The 12,533-nt window shown below is 65.9% G+C and carries 10 protein-coding genes; 8 read left to right on the top strand and 2 right to left on the bottom strand.

Translation table 11 applies throughout. From position 1 onward, the window contains the following. Positions 1-6 precede the first annotated feature (6 nt). The 8 genes from AC56LV_RS13990 (at position 7) to AC56LV_RS14025 (ending at position 9,722) form a co-directional block, all read left to right on the top strand. On the top strand, positions 7-1,239 hold the full coding sequence (locus AC56LV_RS13990; protein ID WP_499558471.1) for an aminotransferase class I/II-fold pyridoxal phosphate-dependent enzyme: 1,233 nt from the start codon (positions 7-9) through the stop codon (positions 1,237-1,239). Then, positions 1,236-2,273 (top strand): GNAT family N-acetyltransferase, encoded by a 1,038-nt coding sequence (locus tag AC56LV_RS13995; protein WP_499558473.1) that lies wholly within the window; start codon positions 1,236-1,238, stop codon positions 2,271-2,273. The genes AC56LV_RS13990 and AC56LV_RS13995 overlap by 4 nt, the downstream gene beginning before the upstream one ends. A 280-nt stretch (positions 2,274-2,553) precedes the next feature. Next, positions 2,554-4,866, top strand: a complete 2,313-nt coding sequence (locus tag AC56LV_RS14000; RefSeq protein ID WP_499558475.1) for a hypothetical protein — start codon at positions 2,554-2,556, stop codon at positions 4,864-4,866. A gap of 125 nt (positions 4,867-4,991) precedes the next feature. Further along, complete coding sequence (locus tag AC56LV_RS14005) at positions 4,992-6,167, top strand: glycosyltransferase family 4 protein (RefSeq protein ID WP_499558477.1); 1,176 nt, start codon at positions 4,992-4,994, stop codon at positions 6,165-6,167. A gap of 57 nt (positions 6,168-6,224) precedes the next feature. Next, on the top strand, positions 6,225-7,685 hold the full coding sequence (locus AC56LV_RS14010) for an oligosaccharide flippase family protein (protein ID WP_499558479.1): 1,461 nt from the start codon (positions 6,225-6,227) through the stop codon (positions 7,683-7,685). Between the two features lie 51 nt (positions 7,686-7,736). After that, positions 7,737-7,985, top strand: a complete 249-nt coding sequence (locus AC56LV_RS14015) for an acyl carrier protein (RefSeq protein WP_499558481.1) — start codon at positions 7,737-7,739, stop codon at positions 7,983-7,985. Continuing rightward, positions 7,982-8,839 carry a hydrolase 2, exosortase A system-associated gene (locus AC56LV_RS14020; protein ID WP_499558483.1) on the top strand — a complete coding sequence of 286 codons (858 nt, stop codon included), beginning with the start codon at positions 7,982-7,984 and terminating at the stop codon, positions 8,837-8,839. Before AC56LV_RS14015 ends, AC56LV_RS14020 begins: the two co-directional genes overlap by 4 nt. Beyond that, a complete protein-coding gene (locus AC56LV_RS14025; protein WP_499558485.1) occupies positions 8,829-9,722 on the top strand; it encodes a hydrolase 1, exosortase A system-associated in 894 nt (297 codons plus the stop codon). The genes AC56LV_RS14020 and AC56LV_RS14025 overlap by 11 nt, the downstream gene beginning before the upstream one ends. 6 nt (positions 9,723-9,728) lie before the next feature. On the opposite strand, the gene AC56LV_RS14030 is transcribed toward AC56LV_RS14025, so the two are convergent. After that, positions 9,729-11,171 (bottom strand): polysaccharide lyase domain-containing protein, encoded by a 1,443-nt coding sequence (locus AC56LV_RS14030; protein WP_499558487.1) that lies wholly within the window; start codon positions 11,169-11,171, stop codon positions 9,729-9,731. Next, entirely contained in the window at positions 11,168-12,532 is a 1,365-nt protein-coding gene (gene prsR / locus AC56LV_RS14035; protein ID WP_183554742.1) for a PEP-CTERM-box response regulator transcription factor, read from the bottom strand. The genes AC56LV_RS14030 and prsR overlap by 4 nt, the downstream gene beginning before the upstream one ends. Between the last annotated feature and the right edge of the window lies 1 nt (position 12,533).

A 12,533-nucleotide genomic window follows, 5' to 3' on the forward strand; every position in this document is an offset into this window, starting at 1 on the left:
CGCGCGATGCGTGAACCAATGCGGCGCCTCATCCCTTCTGTGCCGGTGCTGTCGCTGGCCACCTTCGGCGGTCGCGGCACGCCTGCCCTGCCCTCGCTGCTCGATGCCGGTGCGGTCCAGCTGGTCACCAGCGGACGGATTGCGATCGGCATGGCACTGCGCGAACTCGGGGTCGGCCCCGGCGACACGGTGCTGGTGCCGGCCTACCACAGTCCCTCGATGATCCCGCCGGTCCACTGGCGCGGCGCCACGGTCGTCTTCTACCGCATCCATCCAGACACCACGCCCGACCTGGACGATATCGCACGCTTGCTCGGCCCGCGCGTGAAAGCCATCATGGCCACCCACTTCTTCGGCTTTCCCCAGGACCTGTCGGCCCTGCGCGCCCTGTGCGACGCCCACGGGATCGGCCTGGTCGAAGATTGCGCCCACTGCTTCTTCGGCGAGCGGGACGGGGTTGCCGTGGGCGCGGCCGGTGACTACGCGATTGGCAGCAGCATGAAATTCTTCCCGATCTTCGAGGGTGGCTGCCTGGTATCGCGCCGGCATCGGCTATCCGGGAAGCTGCACGGGGGCGGCGCCGGTTTTGAAGCCAAGGCTGCGCTGACCGCGCTCGAACTGGCGTTTGCCCATGGCCGTCTGGCGCCTCTGCGGGCCGCGCTGGCGCTGCCGCTCAAGCTCAAGAGCGCCGTGTGGACGCATATCAAGCGGCGTCGTGCCAGTGCCGGCACCGGGACCGGGACCGGGACCGATGCGGCCCGGCCTGGCCCGGCGCTGGCGCCGGCCTCGTCCGACAGCAGCTTCGAGTTCGACCCGCGCTGGGTCGACAAGCGCTCGTCGTGGTTCTCGCGTGCGGTACTGCGCCTGGCGGGCAGCGCGCGCATCGTCGCGCGCCGCCGGCGCAACTACCTCGCGCTGCAACGTGTGCTGGCCGGCGCCCCCGGCTGGCGCCCCCTGTTCGCCACCCTGCCGGATGGCGCCTGCCCATGGGTGGTGCCGCTGCTGGCCGCGCAGCCCGAGGCGCTGTTCGCGCGCCTGGAAGCGGCCGGTGTACCGATGGTGCGCTTTGGCGCCAGCCTGTGGCCCGGGGTGGATGCCGCCACTTGCGCCAACAGTGCGGCGCTGGGCCGCCAGTTGTTCGGCCTGCCATGCCACCAGGAGCTGGACGACGCCGAACGCGCCTGGCTGGCGGCGACGGTGCGCGCCGCGCTCGACGACCTGGCCGGAGCGCCGCCATGAGCTGGACCGTGGTGATGGCGCGCGACCTGGCGGCGCCCGAAATGGCCGCGCGCTGGCGCCAGGTGCACCGCGCCGGACCCGCCTCGCCCCTGCTGGCGCTCGAATTCGTGAATGCTGCCCTGGCGGTGTACGGCAGCGGCAGGGAACGGCTGGCCTGGCATACGCACGACGGCCAGGTCGACACCATCGCCATTCTCACGCCCGGCCAGGCCGGCGTCTGGCATACCTTCCAGCCAGCCCAGGCGCCGCTGGGCTTCTGGCTGCAGCGCGGCGACCCTGGTCGTACAGCCAGCCTGGCTGCCCTGCTGCGCGCCCTGCCCGGCCCAGCGCTGATGCTGGGCCTGAGCCAGTGCGATCCCCTGCTCATGCCGCGCCCGGACGACAGCCCCGCGCTGCACTGCCTGGACTATATCGAAACCGCGCATGTCAATGTCATCGGCAGTTTCGACGATTACTGGCAGGCACGCGGCAAGAACCTGCGCAACAACCTGCGCAAGCAGCGCAAGCGCCTGGCGGACGACGGCATCGTCACCCGCCTGCAGCTGAGCACAACCGTGGGCGAGATGGCGACGGCAGTCGAGGATTATGGCCGCCTGGAGAGCACTGGCTGGAAGGGCGCGGACGGCACCGCCGTCGCCAGCGGCAACGCGCAGGGTCGCTTCTATCGCGCCCTGCTCGAAGCGTTCGCGGCCAACGGCAGCGCGCGCGTCTACCGTTACTGGATCGGCGAGCAACTGGCAGCGATGGACCTGTGCATCGAGGGCGGCGCTTTCCTGGTCGTGCTCAAGACTGCCTACGACGAACACCTCGACTTGCCTGCCGCCAGTGCAGGCCAGCTGTCGCCAGCGCTGCTGATGCGCGAGGAAGCCGTGCGCGACATCTTCGACGCAGGGCAGGTAGCGCGCATCGAGTTCTACGGCCGGGTCATGGAATGGCACAGGCGCTGGAGCGACGATTTCCGCGTGCTGTACCACCTGAATGCCTACCGCTGGTCCTGGCTTGGACGGCTTCACGCGCGCATGCGCCGTGCCTGACATTTACCGGTTTTGCCGGTTATTTGCGCAAAGTTTCAGCAGACTCAGATAAAATTTATTCAAAAAAACAACATTTTTGATTTAAATGCATCTTAGTTGCTGCAATTTTACAACTCTCGTAAATATTCCTTGACTTGAGTTGTTTTTCGGCGTTTTCAATTTGTTATTTCCGTTGTTTTTGCACAGAAATTCAGCAAAATTGGCGCATTTTGCACGACGGAAACTGTTTCTAGGCGTAAAGTTGAGTTCTCCCTGGAAAACTTTTCGTGAGCCTACCAACATGACCTCCACCACCGAATTCCCTGCGCGCCGTGTGCTCGCTGGCAAAGCCGCTTCCGTTTCTGCCTTGCCCCGTCCGCAGCGCGTCGCGCTGGTCAGCGCCAACCTCATTACCCTTGCCCTGCTGAGCGCCTGTGGCGGCGGCGGCGCCGACGCGACGATGGCTGAACAGGTCGGTGTCGATGCCGGCATCTCGGCGGCCAAGACCGTTACCAAGCTGCCGTCCCAGATGGCACCAGTGGTCCCAGCCCCGGACAAAGTGATCGGCGCCAACGTCATTACTGCCGGTGCGGTACTGACTGACTTCGAGATCGAGAACGAAGGCGCGGCCCAGACCAATGTGCCGTTCACATTCGGTCAGGTGGTCGCGGTCGGCCAACTCGCCAAGAACGAAGGGCTGGCCGCGCGCCTGTCCAATGGCACACTGCTGCGTCTGCAGACCGACGTCAAGGCAAGCCACCCCGACAGCACGGTGCGCCACGTGATCGTGTCCGGCGTGCTGCCGAGCCTGGCCGCAGGCCAGATCGAGAAGATCCAGCTGGTCAAGTCGACTCCGCAAGAAAAAGGCAGCGCCACGCTGCAGGACCTGGCTGCAACCGGCCTGTCGAGCAATGTGGTGGCCACCGTGGCCGGCGTGCGCTACAGCGCCTCGCTGGCCCAGGCTCTGGTCGCCCCCAAGCCAATCACCTGGCTGTCCGGCGCCGTGGCCAACGAATGGATCGTCTCGGCCCCGCTGAAGGCAGCGGATGGTTCGGAGCACCCGCAACTGACCGCCAGTTTCGCCGTGCGCTGGTATCCAGGACTGGAAAAACAGGCGCGGGTCGATGTCGTCGTCGAGAACGCCAAGACCTTCAAGTCCGGCGCCTATGTCGTGAAATATGACGTCGACGTCGACGTCGGCGGCCGTTCAATCTATGCCAAGACTGGCCTCACCCATTACGCCCGTGCGCGCTGGCACCAGAAGGCCTGGTGGAACGGCGCTGCCGCACCAGCCATCCATGTGCGTCCGAATGTGAGCTACCTGATCGCTTCGAAGGCCGTGTCGAACTACGACCTGAGCACCAAGCCTGCGGAAACCATGCTGGCCACGTTCGCCAAGGAAACCAATGCCAACACGACCGGTCCGATGACGATCGGGCCGCTGGTCGCCTATATGGGCACGACCGGCGGGCGCGGCGACATCGGTCCACTGCCGACGTGGTCGGTGTCCTACCTGCTGTCGCTGGACAAGCGTGCACGCGCTGCCATGATGGCCCTCGCCGATGGCTCGGGCACATGGTCAATCCACCTGCGCGACGAAAACACCGGCCAGCCGCTGCGCGTCGACAACGAGGCCAACAGTACTGTAACCACGCACAGCAACCTGCTCAAGGTCGGCCCCCTGCCGGCGCCGCGCTTCGCCGCGTCACCGTATTCTGACGATGTTGCCCACCAGCCTTCGCTGGCCTACCTGCCCTACCTGCTGACGGGTGATTATTATTACCTCGAGGAGCTGCAGTTCTGGGCCGCCTGGAACCCGTTGGGCACCGACCCGGGTAACTCGGGCCGCGGCAAGGGCTTGCTGCGCTGGCACCAGGTGCGCGGTCAGGCATGGGCGCTGCGTACGCTCGGCCACGCCGCATTCATCACGCCCGATGGGCACCCGCTGAAGGATTACTTCACCAAGCAGCTCGACAACAACCTGCAGTTCTACTACGACGCCTACGTGGTCGGCAATCCGAACCAGCTCGGCATGTACGACGGTTCGGGTCCGAACGCAGCCCCGATCGGCGGCTCGCCGCCATGGCAGGACGATTACCTGACCTGGAGCTTCGGCTACCTCGCCGAGCTCGGCTTCGATAAAGCCCAGCCGATCATGCTGTGGAAAGCCAAGTATCCGGTCGGCCGCATGACCGCAGCAGGGTATTGCTGGATCAAGGCGTCTGCGTACTCGCTGAAAATCCGCGACAATGACAAGTCGCCGGTCTACGACACGTTCGAGAAGGTCTACCGTGCCAACTTCAGCGGCACCAGCATTTCGCACGAAGGCGGCACCAAGACCCATCCTCAGGGCCTGCTGTTCATCGACCAGCCATGCGCCACCCAGGCGATGGCGGACTGGTTCAACGCCTCGTCCACGTTCATCTGGGGTCCACGCCGCATGGACGGCTACGCCGACTCGACGATCGGCTACCCGGCCAACCTGCAGCCAGCGCTGGCGATCGCGGCGACTGCCGGGGTGCCGAACGCCCAGCAGGCATGGTCCCTGTTCACCACCCGCGATGCCAAGCCGAAGTACCAGAACGGTCCTCAGTGGAATATCATTCCGCGCTGATATCCCGCAACGGCTGACGTAGCAACAACGGCCTTCCACCTGGTGGAAGGCCGTTGTGCGTTGTGCTGGCGCGTTGGCGGCTGCACATGCAAGTGGTGGCTGTGCAATGCCACAATAGGATATGATTGCATTCTATTAATATCTCGGCCCAGTCGATGAGCGCTCAGCAAGAACTCCCAGGTGTCATCTTCACGATGCGCTATCCGGACGATACCGGCTACGTATGGAACCATATCGCCTATCTGCGCGACGAGGTCAGTGCCCATCTGGCGGGAAAGGCCCGGCCGTACATGGCGTTCCCGAAGTTGAGCGGTCATCCGAGTTATGCCCTGCGCCACATGCCAGCGGTCGAACTCGATTGCTACGACAACTCGGTCCAGGGCAGGGCCAGGATCGAAGAGTTCGTCCTCCGCCACCGCGTGAAGGTCATCGTGTTCATGAGCGCGATGCCCGAGACAGTGTGCCTGAACCTGTTGCGCCGCCTGGGCGTACGCACGCTCAACACCGAAAACGACAGTTTCGATCTTACCCGCCGCGACAGCCTGCCCAAGCGCGCTGCGAAATATTTCGTACGCCACGTGCTGGGGCGCCAGATGCATGACCTGCACCTGGCCAATTCGAAGGGTCAATTGCAATTTCTGCGCAATTACGCGATGTTGCCGTCCCGCCGCGTGGTCCTGATGACCAACTGTATCAACACAGCACGCTTCACGCCGGGCGATCAGGCGCGCGCGCGCGCGCAGCTGGGCCTCGCGCCCGAACGCTTCTGGATCCTGGCAGTGTCGCAGGCGCGCGCCGAGAAGCGGGTCGAGCGACTGATCCAGATGATCCATGAGGTGCACCAGGCCCGCCCCGGGCGCGCCCTGGGCTTCGTGTACGTTGGCGACGGCCCGCTGGTGGATGGCTGGAAGAAACTGGTGGCCGAGCTTGGGCTGCAGGATGTCGTCGTCTTTGCCGGGCGCCAGGACAATGTGCTGCCGTGGTACCAGGCGTGCGACCTGATGGTGCATGGCGCCGAGCGCGAAAGCTTCGGGCTGGCCGTGGTCGAAGCCATGTCCTGTGGCGTGCCCGTGGTGGCCAGCGCGGCCATGGGCCCGGGCGAAACCATCCTCGATGGCGAGACCGGCGCGGTGATCCCGCTGCACGATTTCGACGCTTTCCGGCAGGCCGTGCTGCGCTATGTCGACGACCCCGCGCTGACGAAAAAACACGGAGCAAACGCACGTGCGCATGTCGATAAAGAATATAATGTCGTGCGTTACAGCAAGGAATTTGCCCAGCACATAGTGCGATTTCTTTAATCGCTGCGCCGCCCGGTGCGGCGCGCCCTCCCCTCAATATCGATTTCTGCTCCCCCTATGGCGAACCTACGTCGCTCGCTGATCATCAATTTTTTCTCGACGTCCGGCTCGACCGTACTGAAATTCGCGGTCAGTGTCATCCTGGCGCGCATGCTCAGCCCAAGCGAAATCGGCGTGTACTCGATGACGCTGGTATTCGTCAATTTTGCCCACGTGTTCCGCGATTTCGGCGTCACCCAGTACCTGCAGCGCGAAGCAGAATTAACCCCCGACAAAATCCGCTCGGCCACCGGCGTGGTGTATACGACCTCGTGGCTGATCGCCCTCGGCCTGTTCCTGGCCAGCGACGCCCTTGGCAAATGGTTTGCCGAACCCGAGATCGTGCCGGTGATGCGCGTGCTGGCCCTGGGCTTTGTGCTGATCCCGTTTGGCTCGATCACCTCGGCGCTGCTGGTGCGCGAGTTCGCCGCCGAAAAGCAGGCCATCGTCAATGCGGTCGGCACCATCAGCTTCTGCGTCAGCTGCCTGCTGCTGGCCAAACTCGGTTTTGGCAGCATGAGCCTGGCCTGGGCGAACCTGATCAATATTGCGGCCTGCGTGATCGCCTACATCCCGTTACGCCCGGCCAAGCTGCCATGGCTGCCGTCGATCGCCCACTGGCGCAGCGTGGTCCATTTCGGCGCCGGCTCGCTCTTGGCGAACATGGCCGGGGCGATCAACAACTCCATTCCCGACATCCTGCTCGGCAAGCTCGGGTCGGCCGCCCAGGTTGGCCTGCTCAGCCGCGCCAACTCGACCGTGCAGATCTTCCTTCTTGTCGCCGGCTCGACGGTGAACTACGGCGCAATCTCTTACCTGGCCCAGATTTTCCACCGTGGCGAGTCGCTGGTGCCCATGCTGACCCGCGCTACCGTGCTACTGACTGGCATCGGGTGGGCTGCGCTGGTCCTGACCGCCGTGCTCGGAGAGGATATTGTCACGGCCCTGTATGGTCCTACCTGGGTCACGGCAGTACCGGCCATCCTGCCGCTGGCGCTGGCGGCGGCTGTGGCCATGATGTCCCACTACATTCCGCCGGCGGTGCTGGCGATCGGCCGGCCCTATCTGAGCGCACTGCCGACACTGGGCTCGCTGGCAGCCCGCATCGCTTTCGGCGTGCTGATGTATGATGGCTCGCTGGAGCGGTTTGCCTGGGCACTGTGTGCGGCGACAATTGTTACCATGCCACTGGTGCTGTACATGCAGCAACGCTATTTTGGCCTTGGGCTGCAACATCTGCTGCGCGCGCTGGCGCCAAGCGCGGTCGTGGCACTGGGTACCGGGGCCGCCGCCCTGCTGCTGCAGGTAGCAGTGCCGGCGACACTTGCGCCTCTGCTGCGCCTGCTGATCATGGCGTTGCCGCTGGCGGCGGTCTGGTATCTGCTGCTGCGCCTGACGCGCCATGAACTGGTGGACGAGGTGCACCGGCTGGCAGCGCCAATCAAGGCCCGGCTGGCGCTGCTGCGCCCCAATCCATAAACGTAACCGAGTGCGCCGGCGACCTGCGGCGCCCACTGGAATGGAATTCGCATGTATCTCGAAGAAATCAAGACCATCCTGACCGATGTCCTCAGCCTGGGTGAGAACGGTCGTCACCTCACTGCCGACGCAGCCCTGCTGGGCGCGCTGCCGGAACTCGATTCGATGGCGGTGATCAGCCTCATTGCCGCGCTGGAAGAGCACTTCGACATCGCGATCGACGATGACGACATCAGCGCCAGCACCTTCGCCACCCTGGGGAGCCTGGCGGCATTCGTGGCCGACAAGCGCGCCCCATGACTGTCGCCGTGGCGCGGCCTGCCGAACCGTTTTTCCTGAAAATGGAAGACGGGCAGCGCTTTTGCCTGTATCACCCGCCTGCCGGCCGCTGCCGTGGCGTGGTCCTGTACGTGCACCCGTTTGCCGAAGAAATGAACCGCACCCGGCGCATGGCCGCGCTCGGCGCGCGCGCGCTGGCCGCATCCGGCCATGCCGTGCTCCAGATCGACCTGGCCGGCTGCGGCGACAGCAGTGGCGACTTTGGTGATGCCCGCTGGGCGCTGTGGAAGGCTGATCTGGCCGCCGGCGCGCGCTGGCTGCTCGAGCGCTTCGACGGCCCATTGCGGCTGTGGGGCCTGCGCCTTGGCGCACTGCTCGCACTCGATTACGCACGCGAAGCGCGCCATCCGGTCGACGGCCTGCTGCTATGGCAGCCCGTGCTCACCGGCTCGAACCACCTGACCCAGTTCCTGCGCCTGCGACTGGCCGGCGCCATGCTGGCCGAAGGCGAGCCCAGTGCCAGCGCACCCGGCAGCACGCAAGCCCTGCGCAAGGCCTTGCATGATGGTGAAGTACTCGAAATCGCCGGCTATGACCTCCATCCGCAACTGGCTGCGGCGCTCGATGCGCTCGAGCCACTCGACGCGGCTGCCCCAGCCTGTCCGGTCGACTGGATCGAGGCCATCACGGGCAGCAATCAGGGCCCGGCGCCGGGCGCCGCGCGGGCTGCAGCGGCCTGGCAGGGCAAGGGGATTGACCTGCGCCTGCATCCGGTCGCGTGCGCGCCGTTCTGGTCGACCAGCGAAATCACCGAAAACGCGGCCTGGGTCGAGGCCACGGTACTGGCGCTGGAGGCGCGCGGCGATGGAACTTGACGACGTGCAGACCTTGCCGGTACCTGCCCATGGTGGTGCATTCGATGAACGCGCCGTGGCGTTTGACGGCGGCGGCGAGCGGCTGTATGGCATCCTGACCTTGCCCCCGGCGCCCAGTGCGCGTGGCGTGCTGATCGTGGTCGGCGGGCCGCAGTACCGGGCCGGCAGTCACCGTCAGTTCACTCTGCTGGCGCGCAGCCTGGCGCAGGAAGGCATCGCCGCGTTTCGCTTCGACTACCGCGGCATGGGCGACAGCAGCGGCATGGTGCGGGCCTTCGACGACGTCGAAGACGACCTGCGCGCGGCGATCGATACCATGATGGCCGCCGTGCCCGCGCTGCGCGAAGTGGTGTTGTGGGGGCTGTGCGACGCAGCGTCGGCCATCGGCATGTATGCCGCGCGCGATGCACGCGTGGCCGGCCTGGTGCTGCTCAATCCGTGGGTGCGTACCGACGAGGGACTGGCACGCGCCACGCTGCGCCATTACTACAGCGCCCAGCTGCGCAACGGCGCCTTCTGGCGGCGTGTGCTCAGTGGCCAGTTCTCGTGGCGTAAATCCCTGTCGTCACTGGTGGCGCTGACGCGCCAGGCTGCGCGCCAGCCCGCGCCGGCGCAGTCCACGGGGCCAGCGTGCTCGCTTCCGGACCGGATGCATGCCGGCCTGCGCGACTTTGGCGGCCCGATCCTCCTGGTGCTGTCGGGCTCCGACCTGACTGCCCGCGAGTTTTCCGACCTGGCCGACGCCGATGCGCACTGGCGCCGCACGCTGGCGCCGCCGCGCGTGCGGCGTTACCAGATCGACGGCGCCGACCACACGTTCTCGCGCCGCGAATGGCGTGACCAGGTCGCGCGCTGGACAGCCGACTGGCTGCGATCCTGGTAACAGCGGCTAGGGCCGCCGGCAGGCGGTAAAGTCTTCGAACGCGCCATAGATCCGCGTGGCGCCGCGTGCAGCACCGCACAAGTCCTCGCGCGATTCCGGCGCCGGCCCAGTGGCCCGCAGCGGCGCATCGCCGGCCCAGCCGAAGTCGCCCCGGGTGGGCGCGGCGAACAGCGCACGCACCGGATGGTGGCCCACGAACGATCTCCACAGCCCTGCATCGCGATTGTCGCCCAGACGCAGCAATGCGCCGTCGCGCGCCCGGATCGGGCCGTCGACCAGGTTGCCGTCGAGCTGGGCGCTGCTGGTCGGGTAGCGCACGTCGATGCCGCCGGTGTCGAGCACGGTGTTGTCCTCGATCCGGCTGCCCGCCGCACTATTGAGATAGATGCCGGCATCGGAACAGCCGACGATCAGGTTCGCGCGCAGCACACCCCCATCCTGTTCGGTGATGCAGCGGCCATCGCGGCAAGATGATTTGCCGGTGCCGCCGCCGCCCAGCGACACGCCGATCCGCTGCCCCGGCTGGCCGGTCAGCTCGCGTTCGCACCAGATCAGGTTGCGCTCGAAGACATTGCCGCTGCCGCCGCCCTTGGCGAACGCGCCATAACTGATCTGGTTGCCATGCATCTTGACGAAGTCGCGAACGATATTGCTGCGGATGGTCCAGTGACTGGCCGCAACCAGGTCGATTGGTGTGACGGGCTGGCGCGTGGCGCGTGGCGCCGGATTGAACAGGGTATTGGCTTCGATCAGGCCATGGTCCGGAAAACGGCCATCGCTGCCGTTGATCTTGAAGTGGGCGTTGAACCCGCCGATGGTATTGTTCAGCGCCGCGAAGTGGCTCGCCGCGCCCACGACCTGGAACGCATGTTCGCAATCGTCATCGCGCTGGCACGCACCGTCAATCGTGAGGTTTTCGAAGCGCCAGTAGGGGGCGCTGACCTTGAAGGCCATGAGCACGCTCGAGACCAATGTCACGCTACCCGGCTGCGCGGCGCGCACCACGATCGGCGCTTCTGCGCTGCCGGCGCGGTTGGCTTCGAGCGAGCGCCCGCCGATGCTGTAGGTGCCCGGTGCGAGCGTAATGATCGTGCCTGGCGCGGCTTCTTTCATGGCTTCGCGCAGCCCGTCGACGTCGATCACGTCCACACGCTGCGCGGCCTCGCCGCTGCTGCTCCCGACGGCCACCTGCTGGGCGCCGATTGCCAGAGCATGCAACTCGGCCTGCAGCACCGGGCGCACCTCACCCCGGTCCAGCGCCACCAGCATGCGGCTGGCGTACTGACCGGCGCCGACGATGGCGGGATTGTGGCCGCTGCTGCGTTTTTCGACATAGGGCGCCAGCGCGCGCGGCGCCACGCCCATGCGGTCGACCACAAGAAGTGCCGATACGACCCCGCATGCGCCGAGCAGTGCCGCGCCCAGCGCCAGGCGGGCGACAGGCCTCATGTCCCGCTCTTGATGCCGTGGCGGTTCATCAGGTCGTACATCGTCGGCCGGCTGATGCCCAGCATTTCCGACGCCTTGACGATATTGCCGTCCGCGCGCGCCAGCGCCTTCACGATGGCGCCCTGCTCTGCCTCGTCGCGCACCTGGCGCAGGTTCAGCGGTTCCTCGACCGGCGTGTCGCCTTCGGGCAGGCCCAGGTCGTCGGCCACGATGGTGGGGCCATCGGCCATGATCACGGCGCGCTTGACGCAGTTTTCCATCTCGCGCACATTGCCCGGCCAGGCATAGCCTTCGATCGCCGCGATTGCGTCCGGCGAGAAGTGCAGCGTCGGACGCGACTCCTGGGCGCAGAACTTGTTCTTGAAGTGGTGCGCCAGCAGGGCCGCATCGCCCTGGCGGTTGCGCAGCGGCGGAATCGTCACGACGATCTCGGACAGGCGGTAATACAAGTCTTCGCGGAAGCGCCCGGTGCTGCACAATTCCTTGAGCTTCTGGTGGGTTGCGCAGACAATGCGCACGTCGACGGGGATTTCTTCATGCCCGCCGATACGCTCGATCACGCGCTCCTGCAAAAAGCGCAGCAGCTTGGCCTGCAGCGCCATCGGCAGGTCGCCCACTTCATCGAGGAAGAAGGTGCCGCCGTGGGCCAGCTCGACCTTGCCCTTGGTCTGCTTGGCGGCGCCGGTGAAGGCGCCTTTTTCGTAGCCGAACAATTCGCTTTCGAGCAGGTTCTCGGGAATCGCGGCGCAGTTGATCGCCACGAAGCGCTCCTTGGCGCGCGGCGAGATCGCGTGCACGGCGCGCGCCAGCACTTCCTTGCCGGTGCCCGATTCGCCCAGCAGCATCACCGAAGCCGAGGTCGGGGCGACCTTCTCGATACTGCGGCACAGCTTGAGCATGCCGGGATCGCGGCTGATCACGCCGGCCATCGGCGAATCGGCCTGGCCGTTCTGCATGCGGCGGTTTTCTTCCTGCAGGTTGTGCAGGAAGAACGCGCGCTGGATGACCAGGTTGAGCACCTCGGGCTCGGGTGGCTTCTGGTGGAAGTCGTAGGCGCCCATGGCGATCGCCTTGACCGCATTGGCGCGGTCCTGGTTGCCGGTCAGGACGATCACGCGCGTTTCGGGCGCCAGCGCCAGGATCTGCTGCAGCGTGGCCAGGCCTTCGGTCGAACCGTCCGGGTCGGGCGGCAGGCCGAGGTCCATCGTGACCACGGCCGGCTCATGGCGGCGGATCTGCGCCAGCGCGCTCTCGCGGTCGTCGGCGACCACCACGTCATAGGCATCGAAACTCCAGCGCAGCTGCTTTTGCAGGCCCGGGTCGTCTTCGATGATCAGCAGTTTCGGTTTATTTTGGCTCACG

Source organism: Telluria sp. RB2R28 (genome assembly GCF_059685835.1).

Bases quoted from the DNA above. Each gene is read 5' to 3' on its own strand.
- AC56LV_RS13990 (WP_499558471.1), top strand. From the start codon at position 7: ATGCGTGAACCAATGCGGCGCCTCATCCCTTCTGTGCCGGTGCTGTCG.
- AC56LV_RS13995 (WP_499558473.1), top strand. From the start codon at position 1,236: ATGAGCTGGACCGTGGTGATGGCGCGCGACCTGGCGGCGCCCGAAATG.
- AC56LV_RS14000 (WP_499558475.1), top strand. From the start codon at position 2,554: ATGACCTCCACCACCGAATTCCCTGCGCGCCGTGTGCTCGCTGGCAAA.
- AC56LV_RS14010 (WP_499558479.1), top strand. From the start codon at position 6,225: ATGGCGAACCTACGTCGCTCGCTGATCATCAATTTTTTCTCGACGTCC.
- AC56LV_RS14015 (WP_499558481.1), top strand. From the start codon at position 7,737: ATGTATCTCGAAGAAATCAAGACCATCCTGACCGATGTCCTCAGCCTG.
- AC56LV_RS14020 (WP_499558483.1), top strand. From the start codon at position 7,982: ATGACTGTCGCCGTGGCGCGGCCTGCCGAACCGTTTTTCCTGAAAATG.
- AC56LV_RS14025 (WP_499558485.1), top strand. From the start codon at position 8,829: ATGGAACTTGACGACGTGCAGACCTTGCCGGTACCTGCCCATGGTGGT.
- AC56LV_RS14030 (WP_499558487.1), bottom strand. From the start codon at position 11,171: ATGAGGCCTGTCGCCCGCCTGGCGCTGGGCGCGGCACTGCTCGGCGCA.